Annotated in this window: 22 protein-coding genes; 13 read left to right on the forward strand and 9 right to left on the reverse strand. The window is 64.4% G+C overall.

All coding sequences use genetic code 11. The features are described from left to right. The first annotated feature begins 80 nt into the window (after positions 1–80). Positions 81–1,568, forward strand: a complete 1,488-nt coding sequence (gene mdtD / locus HBH1_RS20915; protein WP_102664235.1) for a multidrug transporter subunit MdtD — start codon at positions 81–83, stop codon at positions 1,566–1,568. A 30-nt stretch (positions 1,569–1,598) separates the two neighbouring features. On the opposite strand, the gene HBH1_RS20920 is transcribed toward mdtD, so the two are convergent. Beyond that, positions 1,599–2,285 carry a Fe2+-dependent dioxygenase gene (locus tag HBH1_RS20920; protein WP_077238354.1) on the reverse strand — a complete coding sequence of 229 codons (687 nt, stop codon included), beginning with the start codon at positions 2,283–2,285 and terminating at the stop codon, positions 1,599–1,601. A gap of 17 nt (positions 2,286–2,302) precedes the next feature. Next, entirely contained in the window at positions 2,303–4,543 is a 2,241-nt protein-coding gene (locus tag HBH1_RS20925; RefSeq protein WP_102664220.1) for a TonB-dependent receptor, read from the reverse strand. Between the two features lie 360 nt (positions 4,544–4,903). Between HBH1_RS20925 and HBH1_RS20930 the strand changes: the two genes are divergently transcribed. The 9 genes from HBH1_RS20930 to HBH1_RS20970 all read left to right on the forward strand — a co-directional run bounded on the left by HBH1_RS20930 (position 4,904) and on the right by HBH1_RS20970 (position 14,945). Beyond that, the gene (locus HBH1_RS20930) at positions 4,904–5,566 is read left to right on the forward strand and encodes a response regulator transcription factor (RefSeq protein WP_006462842.1); all 663 of its coding nucleotides are present in this window, start codon (positions 4,904–4,906) and stop codon (positions 5,564–5,566) included. A 16-nt stretch (positions 5,567–5,582) separates the two neighbouring features. After that, positions 5,583–6,977, forward strand: a complete 1,395-nt coding sequence (locus tag HBH1_RS20935; protein ID WP_102664221.1) for a sensor histidine kinase — start codon at positions 5,583–5,585, stop codon at positions 6,975–6,977. A gap of 84 nt (positions 6,978–7,061) precedes the next feature. Next, positions 7,062–7,280, forward strand: a complete 219-nt coding sequence (locus tag HBH1_RS20940) for a hypothetical protein (protein ID WP_102664222.1) — start codon at positions 7,062–7,064, stop codon at positions 7,278–7,280. Next, positions 7,277–7,810 (forward strand): SecDF P1 head subdomain-containing protein, encoded by a 534-nt coding sequence (locus HBH1_RS20945; RefSeq protein WP_102664223.1) that lies wholly within the window; start codon positions 7,277–7,279, stop codon positions 7,808–7,810. Before HBH1_RS20940 ends, HBH1_RS20945 begins: the two co-directional genes overlap by 4 nt. Before the next feature lie 100 nt (positions 7,811–7,910). Further along, the gene (locus tag HBH1_RS20950; protein ID WP_102664224.1) at positions 7,911–8,570 is read left to right on the forward strand and encodes a DUF1345 domain-containing protein; all 660 of its coding nucleotides are present in this window, start codon (positions 7,911–7,913) and stop codon (positions 8,568–8,570) included. Positions 8,571–8,852: 282 nt separating this feature from the next. Then, positions 8,853–12,353, forward strand: coding sequence for a response regulator (locus tag HBH1_RS20955; RefSeq protein WP_199181634.1), 3,501 nt, complete (start codon positions 8,853–8,855; stop codon positions 12,351–12,353). Beyond that, on the forward strand, positions 12,338–13,189 hold the full coding sequence (locus tag HBH1_RS20960; RefSeq protein ID WP_102664226.1) for a CheR family methyltransferase: 852 nt from the start codon (positions 12,338–12,340) through the stop codon (positions 13,187–13,189). Before HBH1_RS20955 ends, HBH1_RS20960 begins: the two co-directional genes overlap by 16 nt. Then, positions 13,186–13,830 carry a chemotaxis protein CheB gene (locus HBH1_RS20965; RefSeq protein ID WP_102664227.1) on the forward strand — a complete coding sequence of 215 codons (645 nt, stop codon included), beginning with the start codon at positions 13,186–13,188 and terminating at the stop codon, positions 13,828–13,830. Before HBH1_RS20960 ends, HBH1_RS20965 begins: the two co-directional genes overlap by 4 nt. Next, positions 13,827–14,945 carry a hybrid sensor histidine kinase/response regulator gene (locus tag HBH1_RS20970; RefSeq protein ID WP_039874952.1) on the forward strand — a complete coding sequence of 373 codons (1,119 nt, stop codon included), beginning with the start codon at positions 13,827–13,829 and terminating at the stop codon, positions 14,943–14,945. The genes HBH1_RS20965 and HBH1_RS20970 overlap by 4 nt, the downstream gene beginning before the upstream one ends. A gap of 90 nt (positions 14,946–15,035) precedes the next feature. On the opposite strand, the gene mgtA is transcribed toward HBH1_RS20970, so the two are convergent. Then, complete coding sequence (gene mgtA / locus HBH1_RS20975; RefSeq protein WP_102664228.1) at positions 15,036–17,798, reverse strand: magnesium-translocating P-type ATPase; 2,763 nt, start codon at positions 17,796–17,798, stop codon at positions 15,036–15,038. 863 nt (positions 17,799–18,661) lie between these two features. Between mgtA and HBH1_RS20980 the strand changes: the two genes are divergently transcribed. Continuing rightward, the gene (locus HBH1_RS20980; protein ID WP_006462830.1) at positions 18,662–18,844 is read left to right on the forward strand and encodes a hypothetical protein; all 183 of its coding nucleotides are present in this window, start codon (positions 18,662–18,664) and stop codon (positions 18,842–18,844) included. A 272-nt stretch (positions 18,845–19,116) separates the two neighbouring features. Here HBH1_RS20980 and HBH1_RS20985 read toward each other — a convergent pair whose 3' ends face one another. Further along, complete coding sequence (locus HBH1_RS20985) at positions 19,117–20,322, reverse strand: diguanylate cyclase (RefSeq protein WP_102664229.1); 1,206 nt, start codon at positions 20,320–20,322, stop codon at positions 19,117–19,119. A 342-nt stretch (positions 20,323–20,664) separates the two neighbouring features. On the opposite strand from HBH1_RS20985, the gene dacB reads away from it, so the two are divergent. Then, positions 20,665–22,110 carry a D-alanyl-D-alanine carboxypeptidase/D-alanyl-D-alanine endopeptidase gene (gene dacB, locus HBH1_RS20990; RefSeq protein WP_102664230.1) on the forward strand — a complete coding sequence of 482 codons (1,446 nt, stop codon included), beginning with the start codon at positions 20,665–20,667 and terminating at the stop codon, positions 22,108–22,110. A 24-nt stretch (positions 22,111–22,134) separates the two neighbouring features. Here dacB and HBH1_RS20995 read toward each other — a convergent pair whose 3' ends face one another. From HBH1_RS20995 to HBH1_RS21005, 3 genes are read right to left on the reverse strand one after another with little or no spacing between them, the layout of a single operon-like run. Continuing rightward, positions 22,135–22,662 (reverse strand): TPM domain-containing protein, encoded by a 528-nt coding sequence (locus HBH1_RS20995; RefSeq protein ID WP_102664231.1) that lies wholly within the window; start codon positions 22,660–22,662, stop codon positions 22,135–22,137. 1 nt (position 22,663) lies between these two features. Then, a complete protein-coding gene (locus HBH1_RS21000) occupies positions 22,664–23,539 on the reverse strand; it encodes a TPM domain-containing protein (RefSeq protein ID WP_102664232.1) in 876 nt (291 codons plus the stop codon). Positions 23,540–23,559: 20 nt separating this feature from the next. Next, positions 23,560–24,153 (reverse strand): LemA family protein, encoded by a 594-nt coding sequence (locus tag HBH1_RS21005; protein WP_102664233.1) that lies wholly within the window; start codon positions 24,151–24,153, stop codon positions 23,560–23,562. A 165-nt stretch (positions 24,154–24,318) separates the two neighbouring features. Between HBH1_RS21005 and pyrF the strand changes: the two genes are divergently transcribed. After that, entirely contained in the window at positions 24,319–25,137 is an 819-nt protein-coding gene (pyrF, locus tag HBH1_RS21010; RefSeq protein ID WP_006462824.1) for an orotidine-5'-phosphate decarboxylase, read from the forward strand. A gap of 88 nt (positions 25,138–25,225) precedes the next feature. Here pyrF and HBH1_RS21015 read toward each other — a convergent pair whose 3' ends face one another. Next, positions 25,226–25,708, reverse strand: coding sequence for a CinA family protein (locus tag HBH1_RS21015; RefSeq protein WP_006462823.1), 483 nt, complete (start codon positions 25,706–25,708; stop codon positions 25,226–25,228). Between the two features lie 134 nt (positions 25,709–25,842). Then, a partial coding sequence (locus HBH1_RS21020; protein WP_233207664.1) for a phosphatidylglycerophosphatase A family protein occupies positions 25,843–26,317 on the reverse strand: 475 nt, incomplete at its 5' end.

Consider the following 26,317-nt stretch of genomic DNA (forward strand, 5'->3'; position numbering starts at 1 on the left):
TGGGCCGGCCGCAAAAGTCTTAGAATGATGAAGTGATGCGGGGACACGGTTTCGTGTCCCCGCCGCTTTTTGTCATTGCATTGTCCATCGTCCGTCGTGTTGCCTTCTTCTTTCAGCCGCCTTCCACCATGTCCGCCGACCAGCCGCAATGCCTGAGGGAGTCTCCCGCCACTTCTTCCGTGAATGACCCTCGCAGTGATCCGGGCAGTGATCCGATCACCCAGCGCGCCTTGCTGTGGATCGTCGCCTCCGGCTTCTTCATGCAGACGCTGGACACCACCATCGTCAACACGGCCTTGCCGGCCATGGCGCGCAGCCTGGGTGAGCCGGTCCTGAACATGCACCCGGTGGTGGTGGCCTACACCCTGACGATGGCCTCGCTCACGCCCGCCTCGGGCTGGCTGGCCGACCGCTTCGGCACGCGCCGCATGTACTTCGCGGCGATCCTGCTGTTCGTGGTCGGTTCCATCCTGTGTGCCGTGGCGCCCACCTTGCCCATGCTGTTGGCGGCGCGGGTGGTGCAGGGGCTGGGGGGCTCGATGCTGTTGCCGGTGGGGCGCCTGGCGGTGCTGCGGGCCGTGCCGGGGGCGCAGTACATCGCCGCGCTGGCCTCGATCTCGATTGCCGGACAACTGGGGCCGGTGGTGGGGCCGGTACTGGGCGGCTGGCTGGTGCAAAGCCTGTCCTGGCACTGGATATTCCTGATCAATGTTCCCATCGGCGTGGTCGGGATGGCGGCGGTGTTGCGCTTCCTGCCCGATGACAGCCTGGCCGATACGCCGCGCTTCGACCTGCTGGGCTGTGCCTTGCTGTCGGCCTGCATGGTGGCGTTCTCGCTGGCGCTGGATGTGCCCTTCGATACGCAGCGCGGAGCCTGGAGTGCCGCCCTGTTCCTGCTGGCGGCGGCCACCGTACTGGGGTACTGGTGGCATGCGCGCGGCCATGCGCGGCCGCTGTTCCGGCTGGGCCTGTTCGGTGAGCCCAATTTCAGCATCGGCCTGGCCGGCAACCTGGTCTGTCGCATCGGTTCGTCTGCCGTGCCATTCCTGCTGCCCCTGCTGTTGCAGGTACGGCTGGGGTATTCCCCGCTGCATGCGGGCATGCTGCTGCTGCCGGCGGCCATCGCCGGCACCATCGCCAAGCCGTGGATCGCACCGCTGGTCAAGCGCCATGGCTATGACCGCTTCCTGCTGGTCAATACCGCCATCGTGGGCGTGTCTATCGTGTCGTTCGCCCTGATCACGCCGGACTGGCCCGTGGTGGCGGCCATTGTGCAACTGGCGGTCTTCGGCGCATCGAACTCGATGCAGTTCGCGGCCATGAACAGCGTCACTCTCAAGGGCTTGCGCAAGGATGATGCGGGCAGCGGCAACAGTCTCTTTTCGATGGTGCAGATGCTGGCCATCGGCCTGGGCGTGACCATCGGCGGCACCATGGTCAGCGCCTTCAAGAGCCCGGAGGGTGTGGCCACCAATGCCAGCTTCCAGATCACCTTCGTGATCGTGGGCGTGATCACCCTGGTCTCTGCCTGGGTGTTCCGCCGGATGGACCCGCGTTATTTCAAGTAAGGACCGCAAGAATGGGCAGAGCGGCAGCGCTCAGGTGTCGCTCCACTGCCGCAGCAGGTTGTGGTAGCAGCCCACCAGCGTGCGCCGCGCCTGGGCGTCGGCGTCGGTCTGGTTCAGGCGCTGGATGGCATTGTCCATGTCGAACAGCATCTGGCGCTGGCCATCGTCGCGCACCAGGCTCTGCACCCAGAAAAAACAGCCCATGCGCACGCCGCGCGTGACCGGGGTCACGCTGTGCAGGCTGGTGGCCGGGTAGAGCACCATGTCGCCAGCGGCCAGCTTGACGCTGTGCATGCCGTAGCTGTCTTCGATCTGCAATTCACCCCCGTCATACTCGGCCGGTTCCGCCAGGAACAAGGTGGCCGAGACATCGGTACGCAGCTTGCGGCCCGTGTGCGGATGGATGCGCACGCTGCCGTCCACGTGCGCTCCGAAGCCCATGCCCTCGCCATAGCGGTTGAACATCGGCGGGTAGATCAGGTTGGGCAGCGCCGCGCTGATGAAGCGCGGATGCCGCTCCAGCGCTGCCACGATGAGGTGCTGACACTGCAGGGCCACCTCGGCACGCTCGTCGATCTGCTGGTTGAACTTCAGCGGCGCGCCCTGGTAACCGGCGGTCACGCGGCCATCCACCCAGGCCGGACCGGCGGCCTCCAGCAGCCCGCGTACCGTCTGCAGGGTGGCCGGGTCCAGCAACTGGGGGATGGTGATGAGCATCGGGGTTTCCTTCGGCCTTACATGCGATAGGTCAGCGACAGCAATGCGGTACGACCCGAACCCGGGACCGAGCGACCGCCGTCGGACTGGATCAGCGCATCGTAATACATCTTGTCGGTCAGGTTGTACAGGTTCAGGCGGATGTCGTAGGCCTTGGTGGTGTAGGCCAGCATGGCGTCGTATCGCGTGTAGCCACCGACCTGCACCGTGTTGGTGGCATTGGCATAGCGCTGCGACATGTAGGTCGCGCCGCCGCCGACCTGCCAGTGTGGGGCCAGGTCGTAGGTGGTCCAGGTGGTGAGGGTGTGCTTGGGCGTATTGACCGGCACCTTGCCGACCGAGGTATCGCCCACGGCGCCGCCGATGACCTGGGCATCCAGGTAGGTGTAGTTGGCGGCGATCTGCCAGTCACGCGTGATGCGGCCGGTGGCACCGGCGCGCGCACCGTTCACGCGGACCGTGCCGGCCAGGGCATAGACGCCGGTGGTGACCAGGCTGCGGGCGTTTTCCTTGGTGATCTGGAAGGCTGCTGCACTCAGGGCCAGGCCATTGTCCAGGTCCCATTTGCCGCCCACCTCATAGGAGCGGTTCTTTTCCGGATCCAGGTTCTGCTGGCCCAGGGTACCGGTCAGCTGTTCCAGCGAGGGGTTGAACGAGGTGCCATACGAGACGTAGTAGGCCTGCGCTGCGCTGGGCTGCCAGATGGCGCCCGAGCGCACGCTCAGGAAATTGACGGTCTGGTCGGCCGAGGCCAGTGCGGTGGAGCCTGAGGTGTTGCCCGCGTTGATCGAGTTGCTGATGCTGGCGATGTAGCGGTCATAGCGCAGGCCGCCGACCAGCTTGAACTGCGGCACCAGTTCGATGGTGTCGCCGACATAGGCGGCGATGGCGTTGGCACTGCCACCGGCGTGGTTGCCGGCAGTATCGGCCACGCTGCTGCCGGCAGCGCTATAGCTGGGGCTGACGACGCTGACGCAATCCATGTAGCCGGTGGTGGCGCCTGCGGCATTCAGAGAGCGGCCGTTGCAGCTGCCGTTGCGGTAGTAGTTCTGGTTGTCGTAGCCGTCATGGCCCACTTCCACGCCCACCAGGGCATCGTGCTTGACGCTGCCGGTGGCGAACTTGGCCGCCAGTTCGGTCTGGTTGAAGATGGAGTAGTCGCGGATGTCGCGGTCATGGCTCTGGCCGCGCACGTAGAGGCTGGACAGCGGCAGGTTGCTGGTGGCATTGGTCAGCGCCGTGAAGCCGCTGGAAGAGATCGTGCCGATGGTATTGGGCGCGGTTTCCACGGCATCGGTATGCACGTAGTTGAACTGCGTCTGGCTGCGCAGGGTCACGTCGGGAGCGATCTTGTGCTTGATGCCGGCATTGAAGGAGGCCACGTCCTGGTTGGTGCGGTCGCTGTTGAGGCCATAGGCGGTGTTGCGGTCGACATTGACGGGATGGCCGTTCAGCGGCGGCAGGCCGTAATCGGGCTGGTCGTGGTTGTGCTGCAGCAGGGCCGAGAGGGTGATCTCGGTGGACGTACCGATGCCCCAGACGTAGGAGCCGGCCAGGCCGAAGTCCTGCACGTCGGTCTGGTTGCGGGTGCTGGCCGCGCCGTTCTGGGCCATGGCTTCGATGCGCAGGGCGGAGGTATCCGACAGCGCGCGGTTGACGTCGGCGGTGCTGCGCACCAGGCCATTGGTGGTGACCGAGGCCGAGACTTCGGTGGCCGTCTTCAGGTTGGCCTTCTTGCTGACCTGGTTGATGATGCCGCCGGTGGAGCCCCGTCCGAAGAGCATCGAGGACGGGCCCATCAGCACTTCCACTTCCTCGATGGCGAAGGTGTCCCGGTAGTACTGGCCACGGTCGCGGAAGCCGTCCAGGTAGATGTCGGTACGCGCCGAGAAACCGTTCAAGTTGATGTTGTTGCCGATCTGGCCGCCTTCGGCGCCACCCAGGGTGATGCCGGACACATTGCGCAGCGCGTCGGCCAGCGAGCTCACCCCCTGCGATTGCATCTGCGCCTTGTTGACTACCGTCACCGATTGCGGCACGTCGTGCAGGTCGGCGGGCAGTTTGCTGATGGCGGTGCCGGTGCTGGCGAAATCGTCGCGGCGGCCTTCTACCGTGACCGGGGCCAGCTGGTTGCTGGCGGTCGCAGAGGTGGTCGCAGAAGTCGATGAAGAAGCGGGCGCAGCCTGTTGCGCCAGCAGCGGCAGGGGAGCGGCAAAGGTGGCCAGCAATGCGGCGGCGATCGGCGTGAGACGGTTCATGTTCGTGTCGAGGAGAGTGGAGTAGAGAAACGAGAAGCCAATCCGGCTCGCGCCGGATTGGCTCCAATGGCTGGCTACTCCGTCCTTCGACATGGAAGACCGTTTGGCTGGCTGATGACCAGTATTGTTGTTCTGTATGCCAATGATTTTTATTCACTGGCATGGCTGGCAAGATTAAGCACGCAAGCTGACAAATGACTGTCAACAAGCTGACGTCAAACTGAGTGTGACAAAAAAGTAACACCGCTCGCCGGCCCCGGGCTGTCTCGGGCAATCCCCGATTTGCAGCATTGGCGCGGCTGCAATACGATGCAGCGTCACGCAGAGGTTTTGCGCTGTTTTTTCTCTTTCGAAGTTCCTATGAATGTTCTGCTGGTCGAAGACGACCCGGTGCTCACCGACGGCCTGTCGCGCGTGCTCAATTCGCATGGTTTCACCGTGCATACCGTCAACAACGGCCACGATGCCCTCTCGCAGCGTTTCAACGCGGCCGTGCTGGTGCTGGACATCGGCCTGCCCGGCATCGATGGTTTCGAGGTCCTGCGGCGCATGCGTGCGGCCGGCAACAATACCCCGGTGCTGCTGCTGACGGCGCGCGATACCATCCCCGACCGCGTGCACGGCCTGGAGCTGGGCGCCGACGATTACCTGGTCAAGCCCTTTGCCACGCCCGAGCTGGTGGCGCGCATCAAGGCGCTGATCCGCCGCAGCGCGCCGCAGCCGGCGCAGCTGACCGTGGGCGGCCTGTCGCTGGACAACGCCACCAAGCGCGCCGACATCGATGGTCGCAAGATCGAGCTGTCCCTGCGCGAATGGACGGTGCTGGAATACCTGATGCAGCACGCCTCGCGGGTGGTGTCCAAGCAGCAGATCATCGACGCCGTACTGCCCTGGGGCGAGGATTTCACCATCAACGCGGTGGAAGTCTACGTCTCGCGCATCCGCCTCAAGATCGCTGACTCCGGGGTGGTGATCCGCACCATCCGCGGCTTTGGCTACATGCTCGAAAAGAGCGAGACCTGATCCCGGCTGGCAGCGCATGTCCGACACCGCCGCGGCCAGTCCATCGCCGACCCACGCCAGCATCCGGCGCGACCTGCTCAAGTGGCTGATCGCGCCCTTGCTGTTGCTCAACCTGGTCGGCGCCGGCCTGACCTACTGGCTGGCCTGGCTGCCGGCCCAGCACGCCTTCGACCAGAACCTGATGGATTCCACCTGGGGCCTGTACGCCCAGGTGCGCCACCGGCAGGAACGCACCACTGCCGAACTGACCCAGCAGGCCGAGCAGATCCTGCGCAGCAACCACTCCGACACCACCTTCTTCGCCGTGCGCAATACCGAAGGCCAGATCGTGGTGGGCGACAAGGGCTTCCCCCGCTTGCCGGAAAGTGATGTCTTCGACCGTCCCATCAACTTCGATGGCGAGATGCGCGGCGAGCCGGTGCGCATCGCCGCCATGCAGGTACGCGTCAAGAACGGCATCATTTCGGTGGCGGTGGCCGAGACCATCCGCAAGCGCGACCGGGCGCATTACACCATCCTGCTGTCCTTCCTGTTGCTGGACGGCGCACTGACCTTCGGTTCGCTGTCGGTGGTGCTGATTGCCGTGCGGCGCGGCCTGCGCCCGCTCAAGAGCCTGCAGCGCAACCTGGAGCAACGCGACCACGGCAAGCTGGGTGCCATCGATGGCACCGGCGCACCGGTCGAACTGCAGCCGCTGATCGTGGCCATGAACGAACTGATGGCGCGCATCAACAAGGGTGAGCAGGCACAGCAGAACTTCATGGCCGATGTCGCCCACCAGTTGCGCACCCCCCTCACGGGACTCAAGCTGCAACTGGAGCTGCTGCACGACAAGCATCAGGACCAGCCCGATACGGCCCGTTCCCTGGCGATGATGAATTCCTCGGTGGAACGCATGATCCGCCAGAGTCGCCAGTTGCTGGCCCTGGCGCGCTCCGAGCCGGGCCTGTTCGAGAGCCGCAAGCTGGAAGAGCTGTCGCTGGACAAGCTGCTGGAAGAGTCGGTCCAGCACTTCATCGAAGAGGCCGACAAGAAGCGCATCGACCTCGGCTTCGACCTGCAGCCGGCGCGCATGCGGGGCGACCGCTTCCTGCTGAGCGACCTGATCGACAACCTCATCGATAACGCCGTGCGCTATTCGCCCCCGCATGGCACGGTCACCGTGCGCTGCCTGGAGGAAGATGGTGCCGCCGTGCTGACGGTGGAGGATTCGGGGCCGGGGATTGCACCGGAGCATCGCGAGCTCATCTTCGACCGCTTCTACCGCGCCAACGACAAGGTGGCCGGCAGCGGCCTGGGCCTGGCCATCGTGCGCGAGATCGCGCATGACCATGGCGGCGTAATCAGTGTCGATAGCGGCGAGCACGGGCAGGGCACGCTCTTCACGGTGCGCTTCCCGCTGGCGGCCTGATGCCAGGCGGCCCGTGCGCCGCCGCCGAACCTCGCTCTTCCGGTTCTGTCTAAACGCCTTCTTCGTGACAATCCAGGAGGCAACATGACGGACAAGGTCCTGCAAAGCGGTACCCACATCGCCCGCTATGAAGCGGTGGAAAAGCCCGACGAGGGATTCGAGGCGCAGGTCTTCGTGCGCCTGTCGCGCGAGCCCGAGATCGCCGAGACCTACATTCCCGTGGGCCTCTTCCCGACCGAGGAAGAGGCGCTGGCCAGCGCCCGCGAGCGCGCCCAGCGCGCCTTGAAGGAGCACGAATTTTGAGCGCCCCCGAGTTTTCCCTCACTCCCCGTGCCCTGCATCTGGCATCGCCACGCCGCCGCACGCTGCTGCTGGGCGCGGCCGCCGGGGCCGCCCTGGTGCTGGCCGGTTGCGCCTCCAGCGGCATGCAGGGTGGTGCGGCGCCGTCTTCCTCGACCCTGTTCGAGCTGCGCGGCGCTACCACGGTGCCGACCCAGGGCTGGATCAAGGCGCAGATCAGCGATCCCCCGGGCGGCGACATCTACCTGGCGCCGCGCGTGGCCCTGGATGCCAGCGACGTGCAGCGCGCCAGCGCCCAGAAGGATGCCGCCGGTCGCGCCATTCTGGTGTTGCAGTTCTCGCCGGTCGGGACGGCCAGGCTGGCGGCAGCCTCGCGGGAATTCATGGGCCGTCAGCTGGCGGCCGTGCTGGAAGGTCGTGTCACCAACGTGGCCAGGGTGGAGGGGCCGATGACTATCAACACCATGGCCTTGACCGGCTTGTCCAGTTTCGAGGAAGCGGTGCGCCTGGCGCGTCTGTTCCCTAGTCGCTAGGGCCGCAGGGCTCTGGAGCGCTGGCCGGGCGGGGCAGGGCATGCTAATGTCCTGCCCATTGCACGCCACCGCGGCTTCACGCACCAGCCCAACAATAACAATGTCCGTCGCCCGCCACATCGTCCAGGTCCACCCACGCTTGCTGATCGGCATGGCCGTGGGTATTGTCGCCGCCGTCTTCATTCCCACCTCCACCTGGATCAGTCGATGCCTGATCGGCTGGAACGCCGGTGTCTGGTTCTATCTTTTCAGTCTGTGGCTGATGATGGTGCGAGCCGATGCCAAGGCCGTCAAGCGCCTGGCCGAAACCGAGGATGAAAGTGCCCAGGTGGTGCTGGTCATGGTCTGCGTGGCGGCCATCGCCAGCCTGCTGGCGATCCTGCTGGAACTGGCCGGGGGCAGCCACCACAGCGAGGGCGGGCGCCTGCTGCGCTATGCCTTCACAGCCTCCACCGTCTTCGGTTCCTGGGCCCTGATCGGGACCATCTTCACCTTGCACTATGCGCGGCTGTTCTATGCCGCCGATGATGATCCCGACGCCCTGCCGCTGCGCTTTCCCGAGGGGCAGCGCAATCCCGATTACTGGGATTTCCTCTATTTCGCCTTCACCATCAGCGTGGCGGTGCAGACCTCCGATGTCGGCGTGGCTTCGCGCTCGCTGCGCAAGTCGGTGCTGGTCCATTCGCTGATCTGCTTCATCTTCAATGCGGCCATCATCGGCCTGTCCATCAATATCGCTGCCGGCCTGGCCGGCAACTGAGCAGGCCGGCGCCATTGGCTGTCGGCGCCAGGATGTCAGCGCAATGGAACCGAACCGGCGGGCGCCTGTCCTAGCCGGGTTCGTGCAGCCTCAGGCAGTCCCAGGCAGTCCCAGGCCGGGCGCAGCGTGAACCGGAAGGCCACCGTATAATGGCCGGCTTTCCGTGTGGCAAAAGGCAAGATCAGGGGAGGGGGGCAAAGAACCCCCGCAGCTCGACCAACGATTCGAACAACGGAGCGCACCGTGCGGGTTTATTCCAGCCAAGCAGAAGAACGTATTGCCATGTTGAAGCGCCAGGGCAAGGGCGCATTTTCCGGCCCACCACTACCGATGGGCCCCTTGATCGGGTTTTCGGTGGCGATCGTGGCGGTCGTCCTGATCGCCCTGTTCACCTACGAAGCCTCGGTCAGCCGGGGGGAAGCGGCCAATGCCGTCTCGCACACCATGCAGGTGCGCGAGCAGTTGCAGAGCCTGGTCTCCACCCTCAAGGATGCCGAAACCAGCCAGCGCGGCTTCCTGCTGACCGGCACCGAAAGCTATCTCAGTCCCTACAACCAGGCGCGGGCCGCCTTGCCGGGCGAGATCACGCGCCTGCGCGAGCTGATCGCCGACAACCCCGACCAGGTCAAGCGCCTGTCGCAGGTGGAACGGGTGGTCAACGACAAGATGGAAGAACTGGCCGAGACCATCACCCGACGCCGCAATGGCGACACCGCCGGCGCGCTGGCGGTGGTGCAATCGGATCGCGGCAAGATGTCCATGGACCGCGTGCGTACCCTGACCCGCGACATGGAAGAGCAGGAACGCGACCTGTTGACCGCACGTCAGTCCGACTGGCGTGATGCAGTTGCCTTTTCCACCGCCGTGGCCTGGGGTGGTTCGGCCCTGCTGCTGGTATTGATTGCCGCTGCTGCCGTCACCACCTCGCGCGACTATCGTTCGCGGGAGAAGCAGACCTGGATCCGCGCCGGCCAGATGGGCCTGGCCGAGCGCCTGCAGGGCGAGCAGCGCCTGAGCACCCTGGGCGAAAACACGCTGGCCTTCCTCACGGCCTACCTGAACGCGCAGGTCGGCGCCATCTACCTGCGCACCGACAGCGGCGATTTCCAGCGTTTCGCGGCCTATGCCCTGGAGGATGGCGGCGAGCAGCAGATCCAGCCCAATCTGCGTGACGGCCAGGGCCTGCTGGGTCAGGCGGCCAAGCTCAATCGCGCCATGCATGTCAAGGACGTGCCGGAGCACTATCTCACCGTCTCCTCGGCCGTGGGGCGTCACCAGCCGCGTGAGCTGCTGATCGTCCCGGCCTCGGTGGATGGCATGGTGCAGGCCGTGTTCGAGCTCGGCTTCCTGCGCCGGGTGCGCGCCGAGGAAGAAGAATTGCTGGCCCGCCTGTCGGACCAGATCGCCATCGCCGTGCGCTCCTCCAAGGACCGCACCCGCCTGGAAGAACTGCTGGAAGAGACCCAGCGCCAGTCCGAGGAATTGCAGGCCCAGCAGGAGGAACTGCGGGTCAACAATGAAGAGCTGGAAGAGCAGGGACAGGCCCTGAAGGCCTCGCAGCTGCGCCTGGAAACCCAGCAGGCCGAGCTGGAGGAAACCAATGCCCAGCTGGAAGAGCAGGCCCAGTTGCTGGAACTGCAGAAGGACGACCTGGCCAAGACCCAGGTGGTGCTGGTGGACAAGGCCACCGAACTGGAGCGCGCCAACCAGTACAAGAGCGAGTTCCTGGCCAACATGAGCCACGAACTGCGCACCCCGCTGAACTCCACCCTGATCCTGGCCAAGCTGCTGGCCGACAACAAGCAGGGCAACCTGACCGACGAACAGGTGCGTTTCGCCCAGACCATTTCGTCGGCCGGCAACGACCTGCTGGCACTGATCAACGATATCCTCGACCTTTCCAAGATGGAGGCCGGCAAGCTCGATATCGTCTCCGAATCCTTCGTGGTGACCAAGCTGGCCGAGGAACTCAAGGCCAGCTTCGCCATGACCGCCCAGCAGAAGGGCCTGGGCTTCAAGGTGGACGTGGAGCCGGGCGTGCCGCAGCGCATGGAAACCGACATGCAGCGCCTCGGCCAGATCCTCAAGAATCTGCTCTCCAACGCCATCAAGTTCACCGAGAAGGGCGAGGTCAGCTTGCGCGTCTATGCCGACGCCCAGAACCGCATCGCCTTCGCCGTGCGCGATACCGGCATCGGTATTGGCGAGGACCAGCATCAGTTCATCTTCGAAGCCTTCCGTCAGGCCGATGGCAGCACCCATCGCAAATACGGCGGCACCGGTCTGGGCCTGTCGATCTCGCGTGACCTGGCACAGCTGCTGGGTGGCGACATCACCGTGCAGAGCCGGCCGGGCGAGGGCAGCATCTTTACGCTCTCGCTGCCGCAGGTCTACAGCGGTGACCAGGCCATCCTGCGTGCACCGGCGACGACGCCGAAGTCGGCAAATGCCGCTGCCGCAGCCTCGACCCTGCAGGCGGCCCAGGTGGCCACCGCGCCGGACGTGCGCGTTGCCAGTGCCTCGGCGACGGCTGCCACACCCACGCGCCTGCAGGAGATCGCCATCGACGACGACCGCCACCGGATCGAGGCCACTGCGCGCCTGATCCTGGTGATCGAGGACGATCCGGCCTTCGCCATGATCCTGCGCGACCTGGCCCATGAGATGGGTTTCCAGTGCGTAGTGACGCACTCCGCCAACGAAGGCGTGGCCGCTGCCGAGATGTATCGTCCCAGCGCCATCCTGATGGACATGAACCTGCCCGACTTCTCCGGCCTGGGTGTGCTGGACCAGATCAAGCGCAATCCCAAGACCCGTCACATCCCGGTGCACGTGGTGTCGGTGGCCGACTATTCGCAAGAGGCCATGGAGCTCGGCGCCATCGGTTACGCGCTCAAGCCGGTACAACGCGAAGAACTGATCGGCGCCATCCGCAAGCTGGAAGCCAAGTTCCTGCAAGGCCTGCGGCATGTGCTGGTGGTCGAGGACGATGCCCGCCAGCTCGACAGCATCCGCCAGTTGCTGGCCGGCGAGAACATCAATCTGGTCGGTGTGCGCACCGCTGCGGACGCCCTGGCGCGCCTGCGCGAGACCACCTTCGACTGCATGGTGATGGACCTGAACCTGCCCGACCTGTCCGGCTACCAGTTGCTGGAAAAGATGGCCGAGCAGGAGCACGTGGCCTTCCCGCCGGTGATCGTCTATACCGGCCGCTCGCTCTCGGCCGAGGAAGAGCAGAATCTGCGTCGCTTCTCGCGCTCCATCATCATCAAGGATGCGCGTTCGCCGGAGCGCCTGCTGGATGAGGTGACGCTGTTCCTGCACCAGGTGGAAACCACGCTGCCGCCGGAAAGCCAGCGCCTGCTCAAGGTGGCGCGCGACCGCGAGACGGTCTTCGAAGGCCGCCGCATCCTGGTGGTGGAAGACGATGTGCGCAACATCTTTGCGCTTTCCTCGGTGCTGGAGCCCAAGGGCATGAAGGTCGAGATCGCCCGTAACGGCCGGGAGGCCCTGGATGCGCTGCAACGCAGCCAGGACAAGCCCGGCGCCGTCATCGACCTGGTGCTGATGGATATCATGATGCCGGAGATGGACGGCCTGACCGCCATGCGCGAGATCCGCAAGCAGGCCATCTGGAAGCGCCTGCCCATCATCGCGCTGACCGCCAAGGCGATGAAGGATGATCAGGAGAAATGCCTGGCCGCCGGCGCCAACGATTACATCGCCAAGCCCCTGGATGTGGAAAAACTGCTGTCCCTGGTACGTGTATGGATGCCCAAATAAACCAGGCCCTGGCCAACCGGCATTTCGATATCGAGATGCAGTTGCTGCTGGACGCCATCTACCTGAAGTATCACTGCGATTTTCGCGGCTATGCCGGCGCCTCCCTGAAGCGCCGCCTGGCCACGGCCATGATCCGTTTCGGCTGCGAGACTCTGTCGCAGCTGCAGGACAAGGTGCTGCATGATGCCACCGTCTTCCCGGCGCTGATGGACTACCTCACGGTGCAGGTCAGCGAGATGTTCCGCGACCCTGGCTACTTCAAGGCGCTGCGCGAGAAGGTGGTGCCGCTGTTGCGCACCTATCCCTCGCTGAAGATCTGGGTGGCCGGCTGCAGCAGTGGCGAGGAAGTCTATTCTCTGGCCATCCTGCTGCGCGAGGAAGGCCTGCTTGAACGCAGCATCATCTACGCCACCGACATCAACCAGACTGCGCTCAAGAAGGCCGAGGCCGGCGTCTACGAGCTGGACCGCATTCCCGGCTTCACCAGCAATCACCAGAAATCCGGAGCAAGGACTTCGCTTTCGGATTACTATACGGCGGCTTATGGTGCCGTCGTGTTTGACAAGTCCTTGCGCAAAAACGTGGTCTTTTCCGACCACAGCCTGGCCACCGACAGTGTGTTTGCGGAGATGCACCTGGTGTCTTGCCGCAACGTGCTGATCTATTTCAACCGCCATCTGCAGGAACGCGCCCTCGGGCTGTTCCGCGAATCGCTGGTGCGCAAGGGGTTCCTCGGTCTGGGCTCGAAGGAATCGCTGCGCTTCTCCTCGCATGGCGTGGCCTTCGACGAGGTGGACCGCGAGGAACGCCTGTTCCAGAAGAAGGGTGAGCTGTGAGTACCGTCAGTACCGTCACCTTGCCTTCGCTGGAGGGCCGCAACATCGAGGCCGTGGTCATCGGTGCCTCCGCCGGTGGTGTGGAGGCGCTCTCGGAAATCCTTCCGGCGCTGCGTCGGGGCGCTGCAGTGGCGACCATGGTGGTGCTGCACCTGCCGCGCGAACGGCCCAGCCTGCTGCCGCAGATCTTTGCCGACCGATGTGCCCAGCCGGTGGTGGAAGCGCAGGACAAGCTGCCCGCCCAGCCCGGCGTGATCCATTTTGCGCCGCCGGATTATCATCTGCTGGTCGACCGCGGCGAGGAAGGGCCCTTGCTGGCCATGTCCAATGATGAGCTGGTCAATTTTTCGCGACCGGCCATCGACGTACTGTTCGAGTCGGCTGCCGATGTCTACCGCGAGCGCTTGCTGGGCATTGTCCTCACCGGTGGCAACCACGATGGCGCGGCCGGCTTGCAGGCCATCGGTCGCGCCGGCGGCATGACGGTGGTGCAAAGCCCGCAACAGGCGCAGGTGCCTTACATGCCGGCACAGGCACTGGCGCTGGGCAAGATCGACCATGTGCTCACGCTCTCGCAGATCGCCGATCTGCTGCGTACCGTAGGCGTACAGGGGAATGACCAGGAAAAGGAACGCAGGTGATAGAACAACAGAAACAAAGAGACCTGCCACGGGTGAAATTCCTGCTGGTCGATGATCTCGAAGAAAACTTGCTGGCCTTGTCGGCGCTGCTGCAGCGTGACGATGTCGAACTGCTGCTGGCGCGCTCGGGCATGGAAGCCCTGGAGCTGCTGCTGCAGCACGAGGTGGCACTGGCCTTCATTGACGTACAGATGCCGGTCATGGACGGCTTCGAGCTGGCTGAACTGATCCGCGGCAGCGAACGCACCCGCAACGTGCCGCTGATCTTCGTGACGGCCGGCGTGCGCGATGAACGCCGCCTGTTCAAGGGTTACGAGAGCGGCGCGGTGGATTTTCTCTACAAGCCCATCGAACCGCACATCCTGCGTAACAAGGCTGAGGTGTTCTTCCAGCTGTATCGTCAGAAGCAGCAACTGGCGCTGGAACTGCACGAGCGCACGGAGACCTTGCGCCTCAACGAGATGTTCGTCGCCATCCTCGGCCACGATCTGCGCAATCCGCTCAGTGCCGTGGTGATGGCGGCCACGTTGATGCAGCGGACCTACAAGGAAGAGGTGGCGCAAAAGGCCTCGCAGCAGATCCTCAACGGCGGCAAGCGCATGGCCAAGCTGATCGAGAACATGCTGGACCTGGCCCGCGCCCGCCTGGCAGGCGGTATCCCGCTGGTGCGCGCCAGTGCCTGCCTGGGTGAGATCACCGAGCGGGTGGTGCAGGAATACCAGGCCACGTATCCGGGCAGCGTCATCGAACGTCGCATCGAGGGTGACGACAATGGCTACTGGGACGGCGACCGCCTGGGCCAGGTAGCGGCCAACCTGCTGGGCAATGCCCTGCAGCATGGCGAGCCGGGCCATCCGGTCTGCATCGGCATCGATGGACGCAGCGAGCACGAGGTGGTGATGGTGATCGCCAATCGCGGCGTGATCCCGGAAGCGCTGCTGCCGGTGATCTTCGATCCCTTCCGCGGTGGCGAGCGCGAGATTGGGCGCAAGGAAGGCCTGGGACTGGGTCTCTTCATCGCCCAGCAGATCGTCAAGGCACATGGCGGCAGCATCAGCATGACCTCCGATGACCAGGTGCAGACCATGGTGACGGTGCGCTTGCCGCGCCGTTGAGCCGTACCGGCGCGTCGATAACGGCGACCGGCGCTATGGAGGTAAAAAAGCCAGCTCCCTGGAGCTGGCTTTTTGCTGCTTGAGGCGGGTTTATTGCCAACCATACCGCCGCGCATACCAGCCCTTCATCGCCTGGATCAGCACCGCATAGGCCACCAGGATTGCCACCAGCCACGGGAAGTAGGCCAGTGGCAACGCTTCCAGCTTGAAGTAGTGCGCCAGCGGCGTCATCGGGATGGCGATGCCGATGGCCATGATCACCAGCGTCATTCCCATCAGCGGCCAGGAGGCGCGGCTCTGGAAGAAGGGGATGCGACGGGTGCGGATCATGTGCACGATCAGGGTCTGCGAGAGCAGGCCTTCGATGAACCAGCCGGACTGGAACAGGGTCTGGTGCTCCGGCGAGCTGGCACCGAAGACGAACCACATCAGTGCGAAGGTGCTGATGTCGAAGATCGAGCTGATCGGGCCGAAGAAGACCATGAAGCGACCGATGTCGCCGGCATCCCAGCGTTGCGGTTTTTCCAGGAACTCCTTGTCGACGTTGTCGAAGGGGATCGAGATCTGCGAGACGTCGTACAGCAGGTTCTGCACCAGCAGATGCAGGGGCAGCATCGGCAGGAAGGGCAGGAAGGCACTGGCGATCAATACCGAGAAGACATTGCCGAAGTTGGAACTGGCCGTCATCTTGATGTACTTCAGCATGTTGGCGAAGGTCTTGCGGCCTTCCAGCACGCCTTCTTCGAGCACCATCAGGCTCTTTTCCAGCAGGATCAGGTCGGCCGCTTCCTTGGCGATATCGACAGCAGTATCGACCGAGATGCCGATGTCGGCCGCGCGCAGGGCCGGGGCGTCGTTGATGCCGTCGCCCATGAAGCCGACCACGTGACCACGGTCATGCAGCACGCGCACGATGCGCTCCTTGTGGGCCGGCGAGAGCTTGGCAAAGACGGTCACGGTTTCCACCGCTTCGGACAATTCGGCGTCGCTCATCTTTTCCACATAGGAACCGAGCAGCATGCCCTTGACCTCCAGCCCGACCTCGCGGCAGATCTTGGCAGTCACCAGTTCGTTGTCACCGGTGAGGATCTTGACCTTCACGCCATGGGCGCGCAGGGCGGCCAGCGCCGGTGCGGTGGATTCCTTGGGCGGGTCGAGGAAGGCGATGTAGCCGATCAGGACCAGATCCGATTCATCGGCCAGGCTATAGACCTCCTTGGTCGGCGGCAGATCGCGGGCGGCTACGCCGACCACGCGCAGGCCTTCGGCGTTGAGGCTGCCGGTGGTGGCGCGGATTTCCTCCAGCAGTTCAGCGGTGAGCGGCACGATCTGGCCGTTCACGCGGGCGTGCGAGCAGACCGAGACGATCTCTTCCACCGCGCCCTTGCAGATCAGCTCATGGTGGTCTTCGCGCTCGGACACCACCACCGACATGCGGCGGCGCTGGAAGTCGAAGGGGATTTCATCGACCTTGCGATAGGCCGAGGCGATCGACATCTCGCGCTGCAGTTCGGCGTGTTCCAGCACGGCCACGTCCAGCAGGTTCTTCAGACCGGTCTGGTAGTAGCTGTTGAGGTAGGCGTACTGCAGCACTTCGTCATCGGGCTCGCCGTGGATGTCGGTGTGGCGTTCCAGGAAGATCTTGTCCTGGGTCAGCGTGCCGGTCTTGTCGGTACACAGCACGTCCATGGCGCCGAAGTTCTGGATCGCATCGAGCCGCTTGACGATCACCTTCTTGCGCGACAGCGCCACGGCGCCCTTGGCCAGGGTCGAGGTGACGATCATGGGCAGCATTTCGGGCGTCAGTCCCACCGCCACCGACAGGCCGAACAGGAAGGCCTCGACCCAGTCACCCTTGGTGAAACCGTTGATGAAGAACACCACCGGCGTCATCACCAGCATGAAGCGGATCAGCAGCCAGCTGACCTTGTTCACGCCCGCCTGGAAGGCGGTGGGGGTGCGGTCGGTGGCGGTGACGCGCTCGGCCAGGGCACCGAAATAGGTGCGCTTGCCGGTGGTCAGGACCACGCCGCTGGCCGAACCGCTGACCACGTTGGTGCCCATGAAGCACAGGTTGTCCAGCTCCAGCGGGCTGCTGGTGTTGAGGTTGCTGGGGGTCACGAACTTTTCTACCGGCAGCGATTCGCCGGTCATCGCCGCCTGGCTGACGAACAGGTCCTTGGCCGACAGCAGGCGCAGGTCGGCCGGGATCATGTCACCGGCCGAGAGCAGCACGATGTCGCCCGGTACCAGGTTGCGGATCGGTACTTCGACGCGACGCGCACCCTTGGGATGCAGGGTCACGTCGAAGTAGCGCTGGGCTTCGGCGGCGATCTCCTCGACTTGGTCGTGACGCATCACCGTGGCGGTGTTGCTGACCATGGCCTTGAGCTTGTCGGCGGCGGTGTTGGAGCGGGCTTCCTGGACGAAGCGCAGCAGCGTGGAGACCACCACCATGGTGCCAATCACGATGGCAGCCTTCATGTCCTCGGTGTAGAAGGACACCGCCGCCAGCAGGGTCAGCAGCAGGTTGAAGGGATTCTTGTAGCAGTGCCACAGGTGGACTGGCCAGGTCAGCGGCTTTTCGTGTTCGACTTCATTGGGGCCGCTGTGGACGCGGATGGCGTCGGCTTCGGCCTCGGTGAGCCCATCCGGGCGCGATTGCAGGCGCTGTAGCAGGGCCTGTGCTTCGCTGCGGGAGGCCTCGCTCAGTTGTTCGGCCAGGGTCTGCGGGACTTCGCGGGTGACCGGGGCGCTGCGGAACATGTCCATGCCCAGGCGGCGGAAGTGACGATCCATGCCGCGTGCGCGGATGAAGCTGGCAAAGGTTTCTTTCAGCAGGTTCAGATTCATGACGTGCTTCTTTTCTTGTTGGTCTTCGTCCCGGGGACGAAGGATGTGCATCGCACCGGCAAGCGCTTGGACTTGCCGGCCTCGGATCAGCGCCGTGGCCGGTCCCCGCCGGCAAGGGTGCGGGCGAGCGGGCAGGGCGCGCTGGGTCTTCGCGTGTTCATGGAATGTGCATAGCCTCCGCCTGGTTGAGCGGAGCCCCTGTCATCGGCGCCTGATGGCGCAAGCAGAGCAGGCCGCGCGCGGCGATGAGCCAGGCGGGCGTACATACGGCATGCGGCAGGCAAAAGCCGTCCCGGCGCTGCGCAGGGCAGGCAAGGCGTGGTGATGCATGCGTTGTGCCGCCGTGTCTGCGGCGGTCGATCGTCGATCTGTCGTTGTGAGGGAATATCGCTGTCGCCAGGGCGCGGGGAAACCCGTCAAACAGGCTGCGCGCTACCGACATGAGATGCCGTCATCTGCCTTGTGCAAGATGACGACAGGAAGAAGTCCTGCTGAAATCCTTGCTGAGGCTTAACCCGGAATTAACCGGCAACAACTGTCACCCGAACAAGTGCCCATGAGAGGGACTCCAGAAAATGAGAACGGGCGAATTCTACGCCCGCGCAGAAAACAGGGTCAAGGCAATTCGCGCGATCTTGCCAAAAATTTGTGCATGTGCAACAGATGCGATGCTGGCTGTCAGCCCTTTGTCAGGGCCGCCCGGCGGGCATCTCCGGGCCATGCCTGCGCTGCTGTGCAGCACCGATTGTTCCCGCTGCTGCCTTGTCTTCCATGATGTGCGACCTATACTCGAAACGAGGCAAGCCCCATCAAGAGTACGCGCACCACGCGCAAGACCAAGAAACTCGACCAGGAGACGCATCATGCCCAACCTCATCATGAACAACCTCATGTTCTTCATCCCGATGGCCCTGGCGGGCTTGTTGTTGTGCGGGGAGGTACCGGTGGCGTCACGAATGGTGCGAACCAGTTTGAGAGCAGTGGGCGCGGTCTTTGGCGCGCTGCTCGCCCTTTTAGTACTGGAGGCACTGCCAGTGCTAATTTAGCGGGCTTTCTGCGGCCCGCTTTGCCGCTCGTTGCGGCAATGGCTGGGGCATCGGTGCAGGCATTTCCAGGGAACCAGCCTATTCTTTGAGTTTGCCGATCGCCCCGCCTTGATTTCCCTAGGTCGATGTTTTCACAGTGGTCTCGTGGCGGCCCCGAAAACATCGGCCTTTTTTGCGTCTGCTTTTCTTGCCTGCCGGTGCCCTCGGGCAGATGCCCCCCGGTCATTCCATCGATCTACCCTTCCTACACCGTCGTCGCCGTTGGTCGCTGATCAGGGCGCTCCGTTCCTGCGTGCCAGGCTGGCATCCCACACCACCAGGCGATCGCGACCACTTTCCTTGGCGCAGTACATGGCGTGGTCAGCGCGCTGCAACCAGACGAAGTGGGCTTCCATGTCCGCCGAGAAGGGCACCAGTCCTGCGCTGACGGTGCAACCGTATAAATTGTTTTCATCATTTGTGCTGCGCGCCGCCTCGACCAGACGCTGCGAGAGCTGCAGCGCTTCGGCGGGGGCGATATCACGCAGGATGACCACGAATTCCTCGCCCCCGTAGCGACCGATGAGGTCGTCTGCCCGCAGTGCAGCACGCAGCAGGCGCGAGAAATTGCGCAAGACTTCGTCGCCCGTGAGGTGGCCGTGGGTATCGTTGATGCTCTTGAAATGGTCCAGGTCCAACAACAGCAGGAAGGCCTGGTGACTCCCCGCGCCGCCCTGGCTGCGCTGTTCGAATTCCGCGATCAGCTGACTTTCCCAGTAACGCCGATTGAACAGTCGGGTCAGGCCGTCGGTCTGGCTGACGATCTCGAACTCCCGTGAGCGCTCGGCCAGCTTCTTGGACATTTCATAGGTGGACTTGCCCAGCGCCAGCGGATACAACGCCATCATCGGCAGGCAGGCGAGGACGGTGGTCAGGTCGGACTGCGGCAGGAAGTGCGCATCCAGCAGCCACCAGCCCAGCGCGCAGGCGGCGATGCTGGCATACAGTCCGCGCATGAACAGGCGCAGGCCGCCGGCGGCGATATTGTCCATCGACAGCATGGAGATGATGACCGCGCTGGGGATCAGGTTGCCGTTGAGGGCGGCGATCCAGAAGCCGCCGATGGCGGCATCGATGACCAGGTTGCGCCGCTCGGCGCGATAGGGGATGGCGCTGTTGAGCGCCCAGTGGCGCGCCACGTGCGGCCACAGGTAGCCGTGGCCGAACAGCGCCAGCCAGAGTGGCCAGATCACCGGATTCTGCATGAAACCGGCTGCCACGCAGAAGAAGCCGACCCCCAGGCCGATCACGCGCAGGCGATAGATGCGCTGTACGAAGCGCACTCCCTTGCCGATCAATGCTTCCGGCGGCATGTCGTCCGCCCGCCCCGGGCGCTGGCGGTAAAGTGCCACCGGGTCGACCAGCTCGCGCAGCCTACGCAGCAGCGTCGGCGGCGAGCGCGATCCGGCGCGCTGCTCGTTGTTGGAACGGGATGGCATGGTGTGCTGTTGTTCTTTCGATCCGGTCCACCCGGGGCTGGCCATCCCGGCGTAACGGCAGGGCCAGTGCGATGACGTACGTACCGATACAAAAAAGGGGTCCGCAAGCGTAACCCCACTACCACATTGCAGGCAAGCCTGGATCGACCCGGTGTGCGCGGGCCTTGATCTGGAGCAGGGCGGGAACCCGCGCCGATGACCGTTTGTCAGTGGGATGGCAGTGTCGCACGGCGGTATGACGCCCTGATGTCCCGATGCAGCAGGGGTGATCCCTGCCCCCCCGTCGGCGCAAGCGACATTGTCGATCCCCTATAATGCCTGCTTCCCGTCGACCCGCTGATCATGTTCCGTTTCTCCTCTCCTGCGCTGCGCCGCCTTTCTCTCTCGTCCTTCACGCTGGCCGTCGCGCTGCTGGCGCCTGCATCGCCGCTGTTTGCGCAAGGCCTGCCGCCACCGGTGGTGGGCGCGCTGCGCGTGGCGCATATCCCGCAGCAGAACACCGGCGTGGTGGTGGTCGATGCCGAGAGCGGCAAGCGCCTGCTGGCGTCCAGCAATGTCGGCCAGCCCTTCAACCCTGCCTCGGTCATGAAGCTGGTGACCACCGACGCTGCGCTGGAGATACTGGGCCCCACCTACACGTGGAAGACCCAGGCCTACATCGATGGTAGCCTGGCTGGTGGTGTACTCAATGGCGACCTGATTCTCAAGGGCGGTGGTGACCCCAAGCTGGTGCTGGAAAATTTCTGGCTGTTCCTGCGCCAGCTGCGCGCACGCGGCATCAAGGACATCCGCGGCAATCTGGTGCTGGACCGCAGCTATTTCGCCGAGTCCAGTTATGACCCCTCGCAGTTCGACGGCGATCCGCAGAAGCCCTACAACGCCGGCCCCGATGCCTTGCTGCTGAACTACCGCACCCAGGCCTTCCGCTTCGAGCCGGATGCCGCCGCCGGTGTGGTCAATGTCAGCATGGACCCGCCCATGGCCGGTTTCACCATCACCCCACCGCGCCTGTCACAGGAGCCTTGCGGCGACTGGCAGGGCAAGCTGATGCTCAACAACGACCTCAATGGTGCCAGCTTCGGTGGCACCTACGCTGCCGATTGCGGGCCGCGGGTGTGGTATGTGCACCCCTACCGCATGAACAATGCGCAGTATGTCGGCGCCAGTTTTGTCCAGATGTGGGCCGAGCTGGGGGGCAGTTTTTCCGGGCGCGTGGTCAACGGGGTGGTCACGCCCTCGGCGCGGCTGATGGTGGAGGTGCAATCGCCGACGCTGCCGGAAGTCATCCGCGACATCAACAAGTACAGCAACAACGTCATGGCGCGCCAGGTGCTGCTCACGCTGGGCGCCGAGATGACCGGGCAGCCGGGCGACACGGTCAATGCCGCACGCGTCGTGCGCGGCTGGCTCAACGACAAAGGCATCGATACCAATGGACTGGCCATCGAGAATGGCGCCGGCCTGTCGCGGGTGGAGCGGGTCACGCCCTCGCTGCTGGCCAGCGTGCTGGTGCAGGCCTACCGTTCGCCGTTGATGCCGGAATTCGTTTCCTCGCTGCCGCTGGTGGGCTATGACGGCACCATGCGCCGACGCCTGAAGACGCAGAGCGTGGCCGGCCAGGCCCACATCAAGACCGGCACCCTGAACGACGTACGCTCGATCGCCGGCTACGTGCAGGCGGCCTCGGGCAAGACCTATGTGGTGGTGTTCCTGATCAACCACGCTGCCGCACCCAATGGGCAGAAGGCGCAGGATGCCTTGCTGCAGTGGGTGTACGAGAACGGCTGAGGCACCAGCTCCAAGGCGGCTTGTCTACAGCAGCAGGGGTTTGTCGGAGAGTTCGTTGTGGTCGCGGTCATCACCCTGGCGCGGCATTGCCGTCTGTAGCAGCGCATGCAGGGCGGCCAGCGCTTGCAGGGTACTGGCTTCGTAATCACCCCTGGCATAACCCGCCGTCATCAGACGGCACACCTGCATCCACTGCTCGCGGGTGACATGCCGATTGATGCCACGATCAGCGACGATTTCCACCTTGCGGTCGGCCAGGTTGATGTAGACCAGCACGCCGCAGTTTTCTTCGGTATCCCAGATGCGGTAGTGCGAAAACAGTTCGTGGGCGCGCTGCCTGGCGCTTTCGCCGCGTCGCACGGCACCCAGTGACAATGCCGCTTCGACAATCACGCGGACCTGCGCCCGGTGCCGTTGCTCCCCTTCGCCGATGCTGGCCTGGATGGCCTTGAGCGTGGTCGAGGGGAAGGCACGCCGCGCCGTGGTGCGGGTGCTGCGCAGATGGCGCAGCAGGCGCACCGGCAGGGAAGGGGATGGGGTGTTGTGAGGCATGTCACCAGTCTCCTGAAGCGCCGCCACCATCGAAGCTGCCACCACCGCCGGAGAACCCGCCCCCGCCGGAGGAGCCGCCAAAGCCTCCACCACCGCCACCACCGCCACCCCCCGAGCGCGGCCAGCCGCGTCCGGAGGCGGCCTGGCGTGCCGCTTCGTCGAGGATGCTGCCGATGATGACGCCGGCCGTGGTGGCGCGTCCCCGGCCTCGGCCCCAGTCATTGTTGTCCAGTGTGTTGCGGGCGCCGCGGCGCGACTTCAGCAGCATGGCAAAGAACACCACCAGGAACAGCACGATCACCATCAGCGTCAACCAGCCACCACCGTCATCGGTCTGCGCAGGCCCGGTGTGGCGCTGGGCGGCGGGCAGTTTTTCCTGTTCCAGCAGGGTGGTGATGGCGGTCACGCCGGCGGCCAGGCCGCCGTAGAAATCGTTCTGGCGGAAATGCGGTGCGATCACGTCTTCCAGGATGCGCTTGGATTGGGCATCGGTGAGGCTGCCCTGCACGCCGCGCCCGGCTTCGATGCGCAGGCGCCGCAGCGACTTGGGATTGTCGCGGGCGACGATGAGCAGCACACCGTCATCCACACCCTTGCGGCCCAGTTGCCAGGCATCGGCCACGCGGATGCTGTATTGCTCGATGGCTTCCGGCGCGGTGGAGGACATCAGCAGTACCGCGATCTGGCTGCCGGTGCGCTGCTCGATCTCGGCCAGTACGCCTTCCAGGGCCTGCTGCTGTTGCGGCTGTAGCAGGTGGATCTGGTCGATGACGTGGGACGACAAGGGCGGCACGGCCACCAGGCCGTCATCGGCCCGGGCCAGGCCAGCCAGGGGCAGGAGGATCAGCAGCCAGCAGGTGATGAGCAGCTTGCGCATGGCGGACCGGGGTGGGCAGATTACTTGCCGAAGTCGACCGCAGGGGCGGTCGAGATGGCCTTCTCGTTATCCACCGTGAAGGACGGCTTGACCTCGTAGCTGAACAGCTTGGCGGTGAGGTTGGTGGGGAAGCTGCGCGCCAGGATGTTGTAGTCCTTGACCGCTGCGATATAGCGCTGGCGGGCCACGGTGATGCGGTTCTCGGTGCCTTCCAGTTGCGATTGCAGGTCGCGGAAGCTGGCGTCGGCCTTCAGTTGCGGGTAGTTCTCGGACACCACCATCAGGCGCGACAGCGCCGAGGACAGCTCGCCCTGCACCTGCTGGAACTTGGCGAAGGCCTGCGGATCATTGAGCACCTCCGGCGTGATCTGGAAGCTGGTGGCAGCGGCGCGGGCGCGGGTGACGGCTTCCAGGGTGTCCTTCTCGTGCGAGGCATAGCCCTTGACGGTGTTGACCAGGTTGGGGATCAGGTCGGCGCGGCGCTGGTACTGGTTGACCACTTCGCCCCAGGCGGCCTTGGTGGCCTCGTCCTTGGCCTGGAACTCGTTGTAGCCGCAGCCGGAGAGGATCAGTGCCGTCATGGCGACGGCCAGCCAGGCGAAGAGTTTTTTCATATTGTCTTTCCTCGTAGCAAAAGTGAAGCAATGAGAGCGCATGAGACCGGAAAATCCACGCCAAGTGCCCGATGTTCCGGGAAAACCGCTGAACATCAGTCAAATATCGAGATCGGGCCATGCCGGCGCGCTACAATAGCGCATCTTTCAGTTAAAGGCACCACCGTGACATTCATCGAGAAACTCAACGCTGCGTGGACTTCGCGCAATTCCCTGCTGTGCGTGGGCCTGGACCCCGACCTCAAGAAATTCCCGGCCGAGCTGCAAGGCCGCCCGGACGCGATCTTCGAATTCTGCCGCGCCATCATCGATGCCACCGCCGAGGCCGCCTGTGCCTTCAAACCGCAGATCGCCTATTTCGCCGCGCTGGGCGCGGAAGAACAGCTGGAGCGCATCTGCGCCTATCTGCGCAGCAACTATCCCGAGATCCCCCTGGTGTTGGATGCCAAGCGCGGCGATATCGGCGCTACCGCCGAACAATACGCCCGCGAAGCCTTCGAGCGCTATGACGCCGATGTCGTCACCGTCAGCCCCTACATGGGCTGGGACTCGGTCTCGCCCTACCTGGAGTGGAAGGATCGCGGCGTGATCGTGCTGTGCCGCACCTCCAACGCCGGCGGTTCGGACCTGCAGTTCCTGGAAGTCGATGGCAAGCCGCTGTACCAGCACGTGGCGCGCCTGGTGGCCGAGAAGTGGAATACCAACGGCCAGTGCGGCCTGGTGGTGGGTGCGACCTTCCCGCACGAGCTGGCGCAGGTACGCGCCATCATCGGTGACATGCCCCTGCTGGTGCCGGGCGTGGGCGCCCAGGGCGGTGACGTCGAAGCCACCGTGAAATCCGGCAGGACCGCCGCCGGCACCGGCATGATGATCAATTCCTCGCGCGCCATCCTGTACGCCAAGCCGCAGGAAGGTGAAGACTTCGCCGCGGCCGCGCGCCGCGTGGCCATCGAAACGCGTGACGCGATCAACCGCTTCCGCTGATCCTGAAGCGACGGTGCCATGAAAAAGGCGGCGACTCCGATGGAGCGCCGCCTTTGTCTTGATGGGGCCGGATTCAGTCCGACCGCATTCAGTCTGCCAGCAACTTGAGCAAGCCCTTCAGCGCATGATCCACCGTCTGCGCGCGTACCTGCTGGCGGTCGCCCTTGAAGACCAGGCGCTCGGTATAGGTCTTGTCGCCCACCCGCCAGCCGAAGCAGACGGTGCCCACCGGCTTGCCCGGCACCGCGCCACCGGGGCCGGCGATGCCGGTGGTGGAGACGGCCAGGTCCGAACTGCTGTTGGCCACCGCGCCCTCGGCCATGGCGCCGGCAATCTCCTCGCTGACGGCGCCATGCTGGGCGATCAGGGCTTCGGAAATGTCCAGCAGTTCATTCTTGGAAGCGTTCGAATAGGTGACGAAACCGCAGTCGAACCATTCCGACGATCCGGCGATCTCCGTGATGGCGTGGGCAATGCCGCCGCCGGTACACGATTCTGCAGTGGCGAGCAGCAGGCCCTTGGCTTTGAGAGTCTGGCCCACGCGGGTGGCTAGGTCTATCGTGCTGTCCATGAGTGTCATCCTCGGCTGTGCCGCAGTCTCTGTCCGTCGTAGCAGCGGGACTGCGGTCGGTTGATCAACGACGTGCGAGCCTAGGATACTCCGATGTCGGCCATTGTTGTATCGGACCAGCGCTGATTCTTCACTTACCAGTAGGCGCGCCAGAAGGCAAAGACCAGCAGGGTATAGAAGGCGGCCAGGATGTCGTCCCACATCACGCCGAAGCCGCCCTTGAAGCGGCGGTCGAACCAGGCGATCGGCGGCGGCTTGACCATGTCGAAGAAGCGGAACACCACGAAGGCCGCGAACTGCGTCTTCAGGCTGGCCGGCGTCACCAGTACCAGCACCAGCCAGAAGGCGATGATCTCGTCCCACACCATGCTGCCGTCGTCGGGCGAGTTCAGCGCCTGGCCGGTGCGATGGCAGGCCCAGATGCCGATGATGAAGCCGGCCACGATGATGGCCAGCCAGTTGCCGGCCGTGAAGACATGCGGCCAGCGCGTGGAGAGCACCGCGAAGGAGAGCCAGGCGAACAGCGTGCCGGCCGTGCCGGGCATGATGGGCGAGAGGCCGCTGCCGAAACCCTGGGCGATCCAGTGGGCCGGGTGGGCCAGCATGAAA

The sequence above is a fragment of the Herbaspirillum sp. BH-1 genome, from assembly GCF_002870055.1.
Classification (GTDB): domain Bacteria; phylum Pseudomonadota; class Gammaproteobacteria; order Burkholderiales; family Burkholderiaceae_D; genus Herbaspirillum; species Herbaspirillum frisingense.

Coding starts and splice junctions, on each gene's coding strand:
- HBH1_RS20935 (WP_102664221.1), top strand. CDS start 5,583: ATGTCCGACACCGCCGCGGCCAGTCCATCGCCGACCCACGCCAGCATC.
- HBH1_RS20995 (WP_102664231.1), bottom strand. CDS start 22,662: ATGCCTCACAACACCCCATCCCCTTCCCTGCCGGTGCGCCTGCTGCGC.
- HBH1_RS20920 (WP_077238354.1), bottom strand. CDS start 2,285: ATGCTCATCACCATCCCCCAGTTGCTGGACCCGGCCACCCTGCAGACG.
- HBH1_RS20955 (WP_199181634.1), top strand. CDS start 8,853: ATGTTGAAGCGCCAGGGCAAGGGCGCATTTTCCGGCCCACCACTACCG.
- HBH1_RS21015 (WP_006462823.1), bottom strand. CDS start 25,708: ATGGACAGCACGATAGACCTAGCCACCCGCGTGGGCCAGACTCTCAAA.
- HBH1_RS21000 (WP_102664232.1), bottom strand. CDS start 23,539: ATGCGCAAGCTGCTCATCACCTGCTGGCTGCTGATCCTCCTGCCCCTG.
- HBH1_RS20950 (WP_102664224.1), top strand. CDS start 7,911: ATGTCCGTCGCCCGCCACATCGTCCAGGTCCACCCACGCTTGCTGATC.
- HBH1_RS20980 (WP_006462830.1), top strand. CDS start 18,662: ATGCCCAACCTCATCATGAACAACCTCATGTTCTTCATCCCGATGGCC.
- mgtA (WP_102664228.1), bottom strand. CDS start 17,798: ATGAATCTGAACCTGCTGAAAGAAACCTTTGCCAGCTTCATCCGCGCA.
- HBH1_RS20940 (WP_102664222.1), top strand. CDS start 7,062: ATGACGGACAAGGTCCTGCAAAGCGGTACCCACATCGCCCGCTATGAA.
- dacB (WP_102664230.1), top strand. CDS start 20,665: ATGTTCCGTTTCTCCTCTCCTGCGCTGCGCCGCCTTTCTCTCTCGTCC.
- HBH1_RS20985 (WP_102664229.1), bottom strand. CDS start 20,322: ATGCCATCCCGTTCCAACAACGAGCAGCGCGCCGGATCGCGCTCGCCG.
- HBH1_RS20925 (WP_102664220.1), bottom strand. CDS start 4,543: ATGAACCGTCTCACGCCGATCGCCGCCGCATTGCTGGCCACCTTTGCC.
- HBH1_RS20960 (WP_102664226.1), top strand. CDS start 12,338: ATGGATGCCCAAATAAACCAGGCCCTGGCCAACCGGCATTTCGATATC.
- HBH1_RS20930 (WP_006462842.1), top strand. CDS start 4,904: ATGAATGTTCTGCTGGTCGAAGACGACCCGGTGCTCACCGACGGCCTG.
- HBH1_RS21005 (WP_102664233.1), bottom strand. CDS start 24,153: ATGAAAAAACTCTTCGCCTGGCTGGCCGTCGCCATGACGGCACTGATC.